This window comes from Enterobacter sp. 50793107, from assembly GCF_001463365.1.
GTDB classification, from domain to species: Bacteria; Pseudomonadota; Gammaproteobacteria; order Enterobacterales; family Enterobacteriaceae; genus Enterobacter; species Enterobacter cloacae.
Genome location: NZ_LNII01000122.1, coordinates 64,995 through 77,973, shown reverse-complemented (window position 1 = coordinate 77,973; position 12,979 = coordinate 64,995). Strand labels below are relative to the sequence as shown.

General features: G+C 54.4%; 16 protein-coding genes. 5 read left to right on the top strand and 11 right to left on the bottom strand.

The window, feature by feature from the left end:
* Positions 1–93 precede the first annotated feature (93 nt).
* Positions 94–1,113 carry a LacI family DNA-binding transcriptional regulator gene (locus APU11_RS16110; protein ID WP_013098122.1) on the top strand — a complete coding sequence of 340 codons (1,020 nt, stop codon included), beginning with the start codon at positions 94–96 and terminating at the stop codon, positions 1,111–1,113.
* A gap of 3 nt (positions 1,114–1,116) precedes the next feature.
* Here APU11_RS16110 and yfcD read toward each other — a convergent pair whose 3' ends face one another.
* Genes yfcD through yfcF form a run of 3 tightly spaced genes read right to left on the bottom strand, consistent with a single transcriptional unit; the run spans position 1,117 to position 2,979 of the window.
* The gene (yfcD, locus tag APU11_RS16105; protein WP_013098123.1) at positions 1,117–1,671 is read right to left on the bottom strand and encodes an NUDIX hydrolase YfcD; all 555 of its coding nucleotides are present in this window, start codon (positions 1,669–1,671) and stop codon (positions 1,117–1,119) included.
* Between the two features lie 55 nt (positions 1,672–1,726).
* The gene (gene yfcE / locus APU11_RS16100; RefSeq protein ID WP_023621685.1) at positions 1,727–2,278 is read right to left on the bottom strand and encodes a phosphodiesterase; all 552 of its coding nucleotides are present in this window, start codon (positions 2,276–2,278) and stop codon (positions 1,727–1,729) included.
* 56 nt (positions 2,279–2,334) lie between these two features.
* The gene (gene yfcF / locus APU11_RS16095; RefSeq protein ID WP_013098125.1) at positions 2,335–2,979 is read right to left on the bottom strand and encodes a glutathione transferase; all 645 of its coding nucleotides are present in this window, start codon (positions 2,977–2,979) and stop codon (positions 2,335–2,337) included.
* 140 nt (positions 2,980–3,119) lie between these two features.
* On the opposite strand from yfcF, the gene yfcG reads away from it, so the two are divergent.
* The 4 genes from yfcG to APU11_RS16075 all read left to right on the top strand — a co-directional run bounded on the left by yfcG (position 3,120) and on the right by APU11_RS16075 (position 5,654).
* Positions 3,120–3,749, top strand: coding sequence for a GSH-dependent disulfide bond oxidoreductase (gene yfcG / locus APU11_RS16090; RefSeq protein ID WP_023621684.1), 630 nt, complete (start codon positions 3,120–3,122; stop codon positions 3,747–3,749).
* Between the two features lie 75 nt (positions 3,750–3,824).
* Positions 3,825–4,193 carry a dihydroneopterin triphosphate 2'-epimerase gene (gene folX / locus APU11_RS16085; RefSeq protein WP_013098127.1) on the top strand — a complete coding sequence of 123 codons (369 nt, stop codon included), beginning with the start codon at positions 3,825–3,827 and terminating at the stop codon, positions 4,191–4,193.
* Between the two features lie 13 nt (positions 4,194–4,206).
* On the top strand, positions 4,207–5,100 hold the full coding sequence (locus APU11_RS16080) for a TIGR01777 family oxidoreductase (RefSeq protein WP_013098128.1): 894 nt from the start codon (positions 4,207–4,209) through the stop codon (positions 5,098–5,100).
* A gap of 44 nt (positions 5,101–5,144) precedes the next feature.
* Positions 5,145–5,654, top strand: a complete 510-nt coding sequence (locus APU11_RS16075) for a GNAT family N-acetyltransferase (RefSeq protein ID WP_058651767.1) — start codon at positions 5,145–5,147, stop codon at positions 5,652–5,654.
* Between the two features lie 130 nt (positions 5,655–5,784).
* On the opposite strand, the gene hisP is transcribed toward APU11_RS16075, so the two are convergent.
* From hisP to cvpA, 8 genes are all read right to left on the bottom strand, one after another.
* On the bottom strand, positions 5,785–6,558 hold the full coding sequence (hisP, locus tag APU11_RS16070) for a histidine ABC transporter ATP-binding protein HisP (protein WP_058651814.1): 774 nt from the start codon (positions 6,556–6,558) through the stop codon (positions 5,785–5,787).
* An 8-nt stretch (positions 6,559–6,566) separates the two neighbouring features.
* Positions 6,567–7,283, bottom strand: a complete 717-nt coding sequence (locus APU11_RS16065) for an ABC transporter permease (RefSeq protein WP_008502590.1) — start codon at positions 7,281–7,283, stop codon at positions 6,567–6,569.
* Positions 7,280–7,966 carry a histidine ABC transporter permease HisQ gene (locus APU11_RS16060; RefSeq protein ID WP_013098131.1) on the bottom strand — a complete coding sequence of 229 codons (687 nt, stop codon included), beginning with the start codon at positions 7,964–7,966 and terminating at the stop codon, positions 7,280–7,282. The genes APU11_RS16065 and APU11_RS16060 overlap by 4 nt, the downstream gene beginning before the upstream one ends.
* Before the next feature lie 87 nt (positions 7,967–8,053).
* Positions 8,054–8,836 carry a histidine ABC transporter substrate-binding protein HisJ gene (hisJ, locus tag APU11_RS16055; RefSeq protein WP_008502592.1) on the bottom strand — a complete coding sequence of 261 codons (783 nt, stop codon included), beginning with the start codon at positions 8,834–8,836 and terminating at the stop codon, positions 8,054–8,056.
* 226 nt (positions 8,837–9,062) lie between these two features.
* Positions 9,063–9,845, bottom strand: a complete 783-nt coding sequence (argT, locus tag APU11_RS16050; protein WP_013098132.1) for a lysine/arginine/ornithine ABC transporter substrate-binding protein ArgT — start codon at positions 9,843–9,845, stop codon at positions 9,063–9,065.
* A gap of 290 nt (positions 9,846–10,135) precedes the next feature.
* Entirely contained in the window at positions 10,136–10,705 is a 570-nt protein-coding gene (locus tag APU11_RS16045) for a UbiX family flavin prenyltransferase (RefSeq protein WP_020690624.1), read from the bottom strand.
* A 90-nt stretch (positions 10,706–10,795) separates the two neighbouring features.
* Positions 10,796–12,313 carry an amidophosphoribosyltransferase gene (gene purF / locus APU11_RS16040; protein ID WP_014832786.1) on the bottom strand — a complete coding sequence of 506 codons (1,518 nt, stop codon included), beginning with the start codon at positions 12,311–12,313 and terminating at the stop codon, positions 10,796–10,798.
* Between the two features lie 36 nt (positions 12,314–12,349).
* A complete protein-coding gene (gene cvpA, locus APU11_RS16035) occupies positions 12,350–12,838 on the bottom strand; it encodes a colicin V production protein (RefSeq protein WP_000262116.1) in 489 nt (162 codons plus the stop codon).
* Positions 12,839–12,979 lie beyond the last annotated feature (141 nt).

Below are 12,979 nucleotides of genomic sequence, written 5' to 3'. Positions count from 1 at the left end.
GAAATCACAGCAAAAAAAGGGATTTAAGGCGTATACTGCCTGTCACGTGAAGCGAAGGATGAAATGAGTGGCGTCCTGTCAGCAGGAAGGTGTATGTCTCTAACCCGAAAACGGCGCAGTACCGGTAAAGTGACACTTGCCGATGTCGCACAGCTTGCCGGTGTGGGCACAATGACCGTGTCCCGTGCTCTCCGCACGCCTGAACAGGTTTCCGATAAACTGCGAGAAAAAATAGAAGCCGCGGTACAAGAGTTAGGCTATATGCCGAATCTTGCAGCCAGTGCGCTGGCTTCGGCCTCGTCATGGACGATTGCGATGGTCGTCCCCAATCTTTCCGAAGCCGGTTGTTCCGAAATGTTCGCCGGGCTCCAGCAGGTGTTACAGCCCGCCGGCTATCAGATCATGCTGGCCGAATCCCAGCATCGTCTTGAACAGGAAGAGAAATTGCTGGAAACGCTGCTGGCGTCAAATATCGCCGCAGCGATATTGCTCAGCGTCGAACATACTGACACCGTGCGTCACTGGCTAAAAAACGCCTCGATTCCGGTGATGGAGATGGGCGCCATGCGCGCCGATCCTATCGATATGAATATCGGGATTGATAACGTCGCGGCCATGTATGAACTTACGGAAATGGTCATCAAACGCGGCTACCAAAACATCGGCCTGCTGTGTGCCAACCAGGAGCAGTGGATTTTCCAGCAGCATTTGCAGGGCTGGTACAAAGCGATGCTGCGCCACCATATGTCGCCTAACCGGGTGATTAACGCCGCCATGCCGCCGAGCTTTTCGACAGGGGCCGCACAACTTCCTGAATTTCTGCTGGCGTGGCCGGAGCTGGATGCGCTGGTTTGCGTCTCAGATGAACTGGCCTGTGGCGCGCTGTACGAGTGCCAGCGCAGGCGGATCAAGGTGCCGGACGATTTGGCCGTGGTCGGGTTTGGCGACAGCGACGTCAGCCGTGTCTGTCAGCCGCCGCTGACGACGATGGCAGTACCCCATCGTAAGATTGGTATTGAAGCGGGACGTGCATTGCTGGAACGTCTGAATGACGGAGACTGGCGCGATCAGAAACCCATCGCATCCAGTCTGTGTCTGAGGGAGAGCTGCTAAAGCTTATTCGGCCTCTTCTTCTTTCTCAGATTTGGTCGATTCGTTTTTGGCGTTGCGGGTCATCCACAGCGCCAGCGCTTTTAACGAATCCGGCGTGAACTCGTCACAACGCGCGGTGATCTCTTCCGGCGTCATCCAGCTCACTTCGCTCACTTCTTCTTCCTGCAGGGCGAACGGCCCGTGGGAAACGCAGCTAAACAGCCCGCCCCAGACACGGCAATGTTCGTCTTCAAAATAGAACTGTCCATGCTCGGCAAACGGTACACCCGCAATGCCTAGCTCTTCTTCCGCTTCACGGCGTGCGGAATCCAGCAGGACCTCATCCGCCTGAACGACACCGCCCGCAGTGGCATCCAGCATACCAGGGAGAAAATCTTTGGTGTCCGTGCGGCGTTGAACCAAAATTTTGCCCATGCCGTCATGAACAACAATATACGTCGCACGATGACGCAGGCGTTCAGCGCGCATTTGTTCGCGGCTGGCCTGCGCGATCACTTCATTCTCTTCGTTGACAATGTCAACCCACTCTGTACTTGCCAAATGACTCTGCTCCACCATCGGGAAACCTTCTCGTCTAAGCGCTCTTACGGCGCGTTTACAGTTGAGGTGTAACTTACGGATTAATCGCTACCTGTGCAATAACTTGCTGATCATTAAGTGCGATAACGCTTAACGTATGCTCATCAAGCATGCCATAGCTCGCCGGGTATCCGCCTTTCGGAATGCTGACCGAACCTGGGTTGAAGTGATAAATCTCCCCGCGTTTTTCTGCTACCGGAATATGAGTATGGCCGTAAACCAGGACATCGCCAGCGGCCAGCGCCGGGAGATTATCCGGGCTAAAAAGATGACCATGGGTGAGGAACAGACGGCATTTTTCCAGCAGCACCTGTTGCCACGGAGCGGTAATGGGGAAGTGCAGCAGCATCTGATCCACTTCGCTGTCGCAGTTACCGCGCACGGCGATAATGCGCGAGGCATACGGGTTGAGTTTTTCCGCCACCTGCGCAGGGGCATAGCCTTCCGGCAATGCGTTACGTGGGCCATGGTTCAACACGTCACCCAGAATAACCAGCCACTGCGCCCCACTTTGTGCGAACAGGGAAAGAACGCGCTCGGTCGCGGGCAGCGATCCATGGATATCCGACGCAAACATCAGTTTCATCAGTCACTCCTCAGAAAAACAGACTGCCCTTATCATACCTTAAGCGCCAGGGCTTATCAGCCGACGCGCTTAGCGGAGAGTGCCACATAGCGCTGCACCGACGCACGTTGCCACTGGAAAGTGGCGTAATCCACCAGCAGCTGGGGAACGTCATCGCCGTTAAGGATCAAGCGGTTCAGCATCAGCGCCAGGTCGGTATCGGCAATACACCATTCGCCAAACAGGTTCGGGTTACCGTGGGCCAGCAGCGAGGTGGCGGTGTCAATCAGCTTTTGCGCGCTCTGCGCCCCCTCAGTACTCAGAGCGGGCTTTTTCACACCCGCAAATACCACATCCGTGGAGCGTTCAACGCGAATCGGCACCAAATCGCTGCGTAACCACGCCTGGATTTGCCGTGCCCGGGCCCGCTTTTGCAGATCGTGAGGATAAATACGCTCCCACTCTGGTGGCGCGAACCGATCTTCCAGGTATTCATCGATCGCAGACGATTCGCTCAGGGCGAAACCATCAATGTCCAGTACCGGCACGCGCCGGGTCAGATCGTAACCCTGCCACTGCGGTTTCAGGTGTTCACCGCCGTCCAGATCTACGGTTTTCAGGCTAAATGACAGCCCTTTTTCCGCCAGCGCCACGTACACGCTCATGACATAGGGTGAAAAGAATTGGGCATCGGACCACAACGTGATTACAGGCTGGTTCATAACATCCTCATCGGCTGATCGGTATTCCCTCAACATATAGTCTCTTTACGCCGCTGTCACTTGATGAAAACTCACGATTTTGCACAACCACCTATACTGATTGGTCATGGCATTACACTTCACACTGACAGGAGTTGAGAATGATCGACCTTTATTACGCCCCTACTCCAAACGGCCATAAGATCACCCTCTTTCTTGAAGAAGCCGAGCTGGAATACAGGATCATCCGCGTGGATATCAGCAAAGGCGATCAGTTCAGGCCTCTCTTTCTGGCCATCTCACCGAACAACAAAATCCCGGCCATCATCGATAACCTGCCAGCTGATGGCGGCAAACCGTTGAGCCTGTTTGAATCGGGGGAGATTTTGCTCTATCTGGCGGAGAAAACCGGCAAACTGCTGAGCGGGGAACTGCGCGAGCGTCACCACACGCTACAGTGGCTGTTCTGGCAGACAAGCGGCCTGGGCCCGATGCTGGGGCAGAACCACCACTTTACCGCTTACGCGCCACAACCCATCCCATATGCGATAGAGCGCTATCAGGTGGAAACGCAGCGGCTGTACGGCGTACTGAACCGTCGGCTGGAAAAATCACCGTGGCTCGGGGGCGATCATTACAGTATCGCCGATATCGCCTGCTGGCCGTGGGTGAATACCCATGAACGTCACCGTATTGATTTAGCCTCTTACCCGGCGGTTAACAACTGGTTTGAACGTATCCGCACCCGCCCGGCGACCGAGCGTGCGATGAAAAAAATCCAGGAGATTTAGGCCTGCGCCCGGTTGGGCGCGTGTCAGGCTCTCATGTATTATGGGGAGGAAATACTGACACGGAGAAGACCTGCAATGTCGCAGCATGACGCTATTATTCGTATAAAAAATTTACGCTTACGTACCTTTATCGGTATCAAAGACGAGGAGATCGCCAACCGTCAGGATATCGTGATTAATGTGGTTATCCACTATCCGGCAGACAAAGCGAGAGGCAGTGAAGATATCAATGACGCGCTGAACTATCGCACGATTACGAAAAGCATTATTCAGTACGTGGAAAATAACCGCTTCTCTCTGCTGGAAAAATTAACTCAGGATGTGCTCGACATCGCACGCGAACATCACTGGGTCACTTATGCTGAAGTAGAGATCGATAAACTTCACGCCCTGCGTTATGCCGACTCCGTCTCCATGACGTTAAGCTGGCAGCGCCGGGCATAAACCTGGAGGTTGTATGAAGATTCTGCTGACCGGCGGTACAGGCCTGATTGGCCGTCATCTCATTGCGCGCCTGCAGGCGTTACATCACGACATTACCGTGGTAACGCGCAGCCCTGAGAAAGCGCGCCAGGTGCTGGGTGCCGGTATCGACATCTGGAAAAATCTGGCTGACCGGCAGAATCTGGACGGTTTTGACGCCGTCATCAACCTGGCCGGTGAACCTATCGCCGACAAACGCTGGACGGAAGAGCAAAAACAGCTGTTATGCAGCAGCCGCTGGAACATCACCGAAAAGCTGGTCGAGCTCATCCGTAACAGCCATACCCCGCCATCGGTACTGATTTCCGGTTCTGCGGTAGGCTATTACGGCGATCTCGGTGAGGTGGTCGTGACCGAAGAAGAGCCGCCGCACAACGAGTTTACCCATAAGCTCTGCGCCCAGTGGGAACGTATTGCCTGTGCTGCCCAGAGCGATAATACCCGCGTGTGCCTGCTGCGTACCGGCGTCGTTCTCGCGCCGAAAGGCGGCATTCTGGCGAAGATGCTTCCTCCGTTCCGGCTCGGACTGGGCGGCCCCATCGGTAATGGCCGTCAGTATCTGCCGTGGATCCACATCGACGATATGGTCAACGGTATTCTCTGGCTGCTGGATAACGATCTGCGTGGGCCGTTCAATATGGTTGCGCCGTACCCGGTGCGTAACGAGCAGTTTGCCCACGCGCTGGGCCATGCTCTGCATCGCCCGGCGATTTTGCGCGTGCCCGCAACCGTGATTCGTCTGATGATGGGTGAAGCGTCCGTGCTGGTGCTGGGCGGGCAGCGTGCGCTACCGAAACGGCTTGAAGCGGCCGGGTTTGCGTTTCGCTGGTATGACTTAGAAGAGGCGTTGAGGGATGTGGTGGGATGAATATGTTACATTTGTACGCCATGTCCCGATGAAATGGCGTAACAATGGCAACCATCACCACACCCCGGCTTCACCTCACCCCTTTCGAACCCACTGACTGGGCCTTCTTCCGCTCGTTGCGGGAAGATCGCAATATCATGCGTTACATGGCCGCCATCGCGCCGGAAAAAGAGACCCGGCGCGTATTTGCTGCGCGCTTAACGGCGGCGCACGTTTTTGTGATTCGTTTTCATGATGATGACACGCCACTGGGCGATATCGGCCTGCATATCAGCCCAGAGAATCGTGAAGAGGCGGATATTGGCTATACGGTTGTGCCTGCTGCACAGGGGAAAGGTATCGCCAGTGAGGCGTTGCGGGCGGTATGTGAATATGCGTTTAACCAGACCGGCGTGAAAGCGATTAACGCCTACGTACTGGCGGACAACGGCGGGTCGGTGCGGGTGCTGGAGAAAGCGGGATTTGTGCGTACGCAGGTGCTGGAGAAGGCGTACGAGATTGACGGCGTACGGTATGACGACTGGGTGTATCGGCTGGAGTGCGGTGCGGTCTGATGCCCTCACCCCGGCCCTCTCCCACAGGAGAGGGAGAAAACCCAGCCTGTAGGCCCGGTAAGCGAAGCGCCACCGGGCGATTGGGCTGCACCGCGGCCCTCTCCCAAAGGGAGAGGGAGAAAGGCAAAACCTACTTCAAAGAGCCCTTCAGGAACTGCTGCAAACGCGGGCTTTGCGGATTCGCCAGCACCGCATCCGGATGTCCCTGCTCTTCGATTTTCCCCTGATGCAGGAAGATCACGTGGTTCGAGACGTTGCGGGCAAAGCCCATCTCGTGCGTTACCACGACCATGGTTTTACCCTCTTCCGCCAGCTTCTGCATGATGCGCAGCACTTCGCCAACCAGTTCCGGGTCAAGTGCTGAGGTCGGTTCGTCGAACAGCAATACTTCAGGCTCCATCGCCAGCGCGCGGGCGATAGAGACACGCTGCTGCTGACCACCAGAGAGATGCACCGGGTACTTTATCTGCTGTCGCTCATCGATACCCACTTTTGCCAGGTATTTCACCGCGCGCTCACGGGCCTCCTGCTTGCTTAAACCCAGCACCTGAACCGGTGCTTCCATCACGTTCTCCAGCACCGTCATGTGGCTCCAGAGGTTGAAGTGCTGGAACACCATTGTCAGTCGCGTGCGCAGCAGGCGCAGCTGGTTCTTATCTGCCACCTTCAGTTGGCCGTCTTTATCCCGGGTCAGATTGATATTCTGCCCGCTCACCACAATTGAGCCTTCACTCGGCTTTTCGAGGAAGTTGATGCAGCGCAGGAAGGTACTTTTCCCCGAGCCAGATGATCCGATAATACTGATCACGTCGCCTGCATTTGCCTGCAGCGACACCCCTTTCAGCACTTCATGTTCGCCGTAGCGTTTGTGCAAATCAATTACGTTTAATTTGTTCTCAGCCATCATCATTCTCAGTGCGTCGAAGAGGGTTTTATATGCTGCAACCAGCGCTTTTCTGCCTTACGGAACAGGCTAATCAGGACGTATGAAATAATCAAATAGAGCACTGCCGCAATGCCAAACGCGGTAAACGGCTGATAGGTCGCAGAGTTAATATCGCGGGCGATTTTAAGCAGGTCCGGCACCGTGGCGGTAAAGGCCAGCGCGGTGGAGTGGAGCATTAAAATCACTTCGTTACTGTAGGCTGGCAATGCGATACGCAGCGCCGACGGCAGAATAATGCAGCGGTACAGTTTCACCGACGAGAAGCCGTACGCGCGCGCCGCTTCGATTTCTCCGTAAGGAACGGAGCGGATAGCCCCGGCGAAAATCTCGGTGGTGTAGGCGCAGGTGTTGAGCGTCAACGCCAGCACCGTACAGTTCAGGCCGCTGCGGAAGAAGGCGTTCAGCATCTCGGTGCCTTTCACAATCTCCAGCGTATACATGCCCGAATAGAACACCAGCAACTGTACGTAAAGTGGTGTACCACGGAATACGTAGGTAAACAGCCAGATCGGGAACTGAATAAATTTATTGTTCGACACGCGGCCGATGGCAAGAAACACCGCCAGAATGCCACCCATCACCACCGAAGAGATCAGCAGCCACAGCGTAATGGCCACGCCAGTGAAGCGATAGCCGTCCGTCCACAGCAGCGATTTCCAGTATTCCTGAATAATCTCAATCACAGGTCAGCCCTCTTCACACCCACGGAGTAGCGACGTTCGAGCAGAAGCAGCACACCATTGGAGACGGTCGTAAAGACCAGATAGATCACGCCACACACCACCGCAAAGTAGAACGGCTCCCAGGTACTTTTACCGGCAAGCTGCGTGGCCTTAACCACATCTTCCAGACCCAGCAGAGAGACCAGCGCCGTGGCCTTGAGGATAACCTGCCAGTTGTTGCCAATGCCCGGAAGCGCGTAGCGCATCATGGCCGGGAACATAATCCGGCGAAACGTCTGGGAGGAGGTAAAACCGTAGGCGGTCGCCGCTTCTATGTGTCCTTTCGGTACCGCCATATAAGCGCCGCGGAAAGTTTCGGTAAAGTACGCGCCGTAGATAAAACCGAGAGTGATAATACCGGCCACCATCGGGTCGATATCGATCTGCCCCATTCCCATGGCGTCCGTCACGCTGTTAAGCGCGATCTGCAGCCCGTAAAAGATAAGCAGCATCAGCACCAGATCGGGAACGCCGCGAATCAGCGTGGTATAACCTTCAAAAATCAGCGCCAGCGGTTTGTTAGCCGAAAGCTTCGCCCCTGCGCCTGCCAGACCTATCAGCACCGCCAGCACCACGGAGCTGATAGCCAGCTCAAGGGTGACAAGCGCGCCCTGTAAAATAACGCCAGAAAATCCGTACAGCATACCGCGAGCCCTGTCGTATCGTGAGTGATGGACCGTGTCTTATCCCCTCCCTGAGCGGGAGGGGCCGCACGTTATTTGACGGGGCGATTAGCCGCCGTAAACATTAAAATCGAAGTACTTTTTCGCCAGTTTGTCGTACGTGCCATCAGCGCGCATTTCAGCAAACGCTTTGTTCAGCGCTTCGCGCAGCTCGTTGTCTTCTTTACGCAGACCCATACCGGTGCCGACACCAAACAACTTCACATCTTTAATGGATGGACCGCCAAATTTGTAATCTTTACCTACCGGCGTCTTCAGGAAGCCTTCGCTCGCAGCGACTTCATCCTGGAAAGCGGCGTCGATACGGCCTGCCGTCAGATCAGCGTAGATATTTTCCTGGCCCTGATAAGAGACGATTTCAATCCCCTTCGGTGCCCAGTGTTCATTACCGTAGGTTTCCTGGGTAGTGCCCTGCAGCACGCCCACGCGTTTGCCCTTCAGTGATTCGAGGGTTGGCTGGATGTCAGACGATTTAGCCACCACCAGACGAGAATCTGCCGCATAGAGTTTGTCGGTGAAGGCAATCTCCTGCTGACGTTTTTCAGTGATGGAAAGTGAGGACATGATAACGTCGATTTTTTTTGCTTTCAGCGAAGGGATCAGCGCATCCAGCGGGTTCTCAACGTAGGTACACTGCGCTTTGATGCGTTTGCACAGCTCATTGGCCAGATCAATGTCAAAACCGACCAGTTCACCCTTCGAATTCTTAGATTCGAACGGGGCATAGGTAGGGTCGGTACCAATACGAATTTTCTGCGGAATTGCTGCGAACGCCGCGGTAGCGCTGGAAAAGGCCAGCACCAGAGATAACGACAACACGAGTTTTTTCATATCTGTCCTCAACAAACTGTCTTCTTACGTGATTTTTACGACGACGGGGTGGTGCTAATGTGCCATCAATCCACGCCATCAGGCAAAGATTAATGCCTTTCAGGCGAGATTTTTTGCATGATAAATGCGTAAGTATGCACACAGCGATCCAATACGGTGCACGAAACGCACCATATTGGATCAATCACACCCGCAACGCACCAGAACAGTGCACAATCATCGAGTATCAATCACCGTAGACGTTGAAGTCGAAGTATTTCTTCGCCAGTTTGTCGTAGGTACCGTCTTTGCGCAGTTCTGCAAACGCTTTGTCGAAGGCGGCTTTCAGCTCGGTATCATCTTTACGCAGGCCAATACCGGTGCCGTCACCAAAGTATTTTTTGTCTTTCACGGACGGGCCAGCAAAGGCGTAGTCTTTACCTGCCGGCTGTTTCAGGAAGCCTTCACTTGCGGCAACCTCATCCTGGAATGCCGCATCCAGACGACCGGCCGCCAGGTCAGAATAAATCAGATCCTGGTTCTGGTAAGCCACCACGTCAACGCCCTTCTCACGCCAGTTTGCATTGGCATAACCTTCCTGAGTCGACCCCTGCAGCACGCCGACATGCTTACCTTTCAGGGAGTCAATGGTTGGCTGAATGGGGGAGCCTTTTGCCGCAATCAGACGGGAATCCGCGGCGTAGAGCTTGTCAGAGAAGGCAATCTCCTGCTGACGTTTTTCGGTGATGGAAAGAGAAGAGATAATGGCGTCGATTTTCTTGGCTTTCAGCGACGGAATTAACGCGTCAAAGTCGCTGCCCACCCATGTGCATTTCACCGCAATGCGTTTGCACATCTCATTACCCAGATCGATATCAAACCCTACGAAATCGCCTTTCGCATCCTTGGAAGAGAATGGCGCGTAGGTTGCGTCTGTACCGATACGCACTGTCTGTGGAAGCGCTGCATAGCTACCTGCGGCTGCACTTAACCCCACCAGCAAAGACAGAGCCAGAACCGTCTTCTTCATACATTTACCCTCAAGTACCGTGATTTTATTATGTATTGTGTTGTGTGTTGTGTTGCAGGCTTCTCTTGCAGGTCTTATGCCACATTGCCGTCGGGTCAAAACTTCGACGTTAAATATGTTAATAAAACGTTGCGATATTGCCTTAATGGTGAAAGATAGCAGGTCTGCCGAACGAACCGGAAAGAGAAAAAGGGAAAAAACGAATTAAATGTCGAGGATATGATCGCCGTTGCAATTTTGCCCTGAAACAGGGCATCGTCTCTGTTCATGCACGCTGTTTGTGCACAGAATCAGGCGCCCTGCCAGCGGGTGAAGAGGTCTTCGGGCAGGTCGATATCAAACTGATCCAGCACGCGGTTCACTGTCTGATTAATCACGTCATCGAGCGAGGCCGGACGATGATAAAACGCCGGCACCGGCGGCATGATCACCGCGCCCAGTTCAGCGGCCTGGGTCATTAAACGCAGATGCCCCAGATGCAGCGGCGTTTCGCGCACACAAAGCACCAGAGGGCGACGCTCCTTCAGCACCACGTCTGCCGCACGCGTCACCAGCGTGTCGGTATAGCTGTTAACGATGCCGGAGAGGGTCTTAATTGAACAGGGCAATATCACCATGCCCGCGGTTTTAAACGAGCCGGAGGAGATGCTGGCAGCGATATCGCGGGCATCGTGTACCACATCCGCCAGCGCCTGGACATCGCGCAGGGAGAGATCGGTTTCGAGGGAGAGGGTCTGACGCGCCGCCTGGCTCATCACCAGATGGGTTTCGACTTCCGCCACGTCACGCAGCACCTGCAACAGACGCACGCCGTAGATCGCGCCACTGGCGCCGCTAAGCCCAACAATGAGTCGTTTCATGATTTTCGCCCTTACTGATTTCAGGGCAGACTGTGCAGGATTTTGCGGGGAGTTGCAAGTGAGGGCGAAGGCCCTCACTTGCCTGCACAATTAACCTTCGTTGTGCATCTCTAAGCTTTCGAGATCGTTTTGCAGCTGGACGGCTTTCGCATCGTCGTTGCGCAGCGAATCGAGATAGTCCAGATACTGCTGATCAACATCTTTGGTGACGTAAACCCCGTTAAACACGGAACATTCAAACTGCTGAATATCCGGGTTCTCGGCGCGCACCGCGTCGATAAGATCGTTCAGATCCTGGAAAATCAGGCCATCGGCACCGATGATCTGTCGAATCTCGTCCACTTCACGGCCGTGGGCAATCAGCTCGTTCGCGGTAGGCATATCAATGCCATACACGTTCGGGAAGCGAATCTCCGGTGCCGCAGAGGCCAGATACACTTTCTTCGCACCGGCTTCACGCGCCATCTCGATAATCTGCTCTGAGGTGGTGCCACGCACAATGGAGTCATCCACCAGCAGCACGTTCTTGTCGCGGAACTCAGCGCGGTTAGCGTTGAGTTTACGACGCACGGACTTACGGCGCAGCTGCTGACCCGGCATGATAAAGGTACGGCCAACGTAGCGGTTCTTCACGAAACCCTGACGGTATGGCTTATCCAGAATGCGAGCGATTTCCAGCGCGATATCACAGGACGTTTCCGGGATAGGAATGACCACGTCGATGTCCAGATCGTCCCACTCGCGGGCAATCTTCTCACCCAGCTTGGTTCCCATGTTCACGCGGGCGCTGTAGACGGAGATCTTATCGATAAACGAGTCCGGACGGGCGAAATACACGTATTCGAACAGGCACGGGTTGCTGACCGGGTTGTCTGCACACTGGCGGGTAAACAGCTGGCCCTTCTCAGTGATATAGACCGCTTCGCCAGGGGCTACATCACGCAGGAATTCGAAGCCCAGGGTGTCCAGCGCCACGCTTTCAGAGGCAACCATATATTCGGTACGGCCATCACCCAGGTCACGCTTACCAAGCACCAGCGGGCGGATACCGTTTGGATCGCGGAAGGCGACCATTCCGTGACCGATAATCATCGCCACGCAGGCGTAGGCACCGCGGATCTGGCGGTTTGTCGCAGCAACGGCGGCAAAGATATTGTCTGCTTCCAGCGGATAGTGGCGGAAGTTATCCAGCTCGCTCGCGAACACGTTGAGCAGGATTTCTGAATCAGAGGTGGTGTTAATGTGGCGACGTTTCTCTTCAAACAGCTTTTTACGCAGCTCATGCGCGTTGGTCAGGTTGCCGTTGTGAGCAAGCGTGATGCCATACGGTGAGTTGACGTAGAAAGGCTGTGCCTCAGAGGCGCTGGAACTGCCAGCAGTAGGATAACGAACGTGACCGATCCCCATATTACCTTGCAGACGCTGCATATGGCGGGCTTCAAACACATCGTTTACCAGGCCATTCGCCTTACGTAAACGGAAGCAGTTGTTTGCATCAATGGTGATGATACCCGCAGCATCCTGCCCACGGTGCTGAAGCACCGTTAACGCGTCATAAATCGACTGGTTTACCGGCATGAAACCGGCGATACCGACAATACCGCACATTCGTCTTTTCCTCGTTAAGCCACATCTCAGAGCGGGTTACGCTCTGGGCAAGAAACTCGACGAGCTTTGCAGATAGTCAAAGAACCACCTGATGATGAAGCTGAACTCTGGAATGAGCTGCGATTTCTGCCAGTCTTCACTTTTGGAGAACCCGGTAAAGGTATCCAGGAAGAACAGTATCGCGGCCACAATCAGCACGCCTCGTAATGCCCCGAAACAGATCCCGAGCACCCTGTCCGTTCCTGACAGACCGGTTTTCTCGACCAGCTGACCTATCACGTAATTTACGATAGCGCCGACAATCAGCGTCGCGATAAACAGCACCGCGATGGCGATTCCATTTCGGACCAGTTCATCTTCAAAGCCCGTGAACCAGACAGACAGGTAAGTGTAGTAATGACTGGCAACAAAGAAAGCACAACCCCAAGTCACCAGCGATAACGCTTCACGAACAAAGCCACGGATCAGGCTAACCAGACAGGAAAAACCAATCACCGCAATGATGGCGTAATCAATCCAGACCATATGTGTCCCACGATTTAACGCCCTGTCATCCAGTTCGGGGCGAATTCTAACAGAAAAAGAAAACGTTTGCGTAGGGATTTCCTTCCCGCGCGTAAATAAAAAAGGCGCTGAAAAAATGTTCAACGCCGTTGGCTTATTACG

What these genes read in the sequence shown, in the direction of transcription:
- APU11_RS16110 (WP_013098122.1), top strand. Translation starts at nt 94, where the DNA reads ATGTCTCTAACCCGAAAACGGCGCAGTACCGGTAAAGTGACACTTGCC.
- cvpA (WP_000262116.1), bottom strand. Translation starts at nt 12,838, where the DNA reads ATGGTCTGGATTGATTACGCCATCATTGCGGTGATTGGTTTTTCCTGT.
- APU11_RS16045 (WP_020690624.1), bottom strand. Translation starts at nt 10,705, where the DNA reads ATGAAACGACTCATTGTTGGGCTTAGCGGCGCCAGTGGCGCGATCTAC.
- argT (WP_013098132.1), bottom strand. Translation starts at nt 9,845, where the DNA reads ATGAAGAAGACGGTTCTGGCTCTGTCTTTGCTGGTGGGGTTAAGTGCA.
- yfcD (WP_013098123.1), bottom strand. Translation starts at nt 1,671, where the DNA reads ATGGTGGAGCAGAGTCATTTGGCAAGTACAGAGTGGGTTGACATTGTC.
- yfcF (WP_013098125.1), bottom strand. Translation starts at nt 2,979, where the DNA reads ATGAACCAGCCTGTAATCACGTTGTGGTCCGATGCCCAATTCTTTTCA.
- hisP (WP_058651814.1), bottom strand. Translation starts at nt 6,558, where the DNA reads ATGGCTGAGAACAAATTAAACGTAATTGATTTGCACAAACGCTACGGC.
- folX (WP_013098127.1), top strand. Translation starts at nt 3,825, where the DNA reads ATGTCGCAGCATGACGCTATTATTCGTATAAAAAATTTACGCTTACGT.
- APU11_RS16080 (WP_013098128.1), top strand. Translation starts at nt 4,207, where the DNA reads ATGAAGATTCTGCTGACCGGCGGTACAGGCCTGATTGGCCGTCATCTC.
- purF (WP_014832786.1), bottom strand. Translation starts at nt 12,313, where the DNA reads ATGTGCGGTATTGTCGGTATCGCCGGTTTCATGCCGGTAAACCAGTCG.
- yfcG (WP_023621684.1), top strand. Translation starts at nt 3,120, where the DNA reads ATGATCGACCTTTATTACGCCCCTACTCCAAACGGCCATAAGATCACC.
- yfcE (WP_023621685.1), bottom strand. Translation starts at nt 2,278, where the DNA reads ATGAAACTGATGTTTGCGTCGGATATCCATGGATCGCTGCCCGCGACC.
- APU11_RS16075 (WP_058651767.1), top strand. Translation starts at nt 5,145, where the DNA reads ATGGCAACCATCACCACACCCCGGCTTCACCTCACCCCTTTCGAACCC.
- APU11_RS16060 (WP_013098131.1), bottom strand. Translation starts at nt 7,966, where the DNA reads ATGCTGTACGGATTTTCTGGCGTTATTTTACAGGGCGCGCTTGTCACC.
- hisJ (WP_008502592.1), bottom strand. Translation starts at nt 8,836, where the DNA reads ATGAAAAAACTCGTGTTGTCGTTATCTCTGGTGCTGGCCTTTTCCAGC.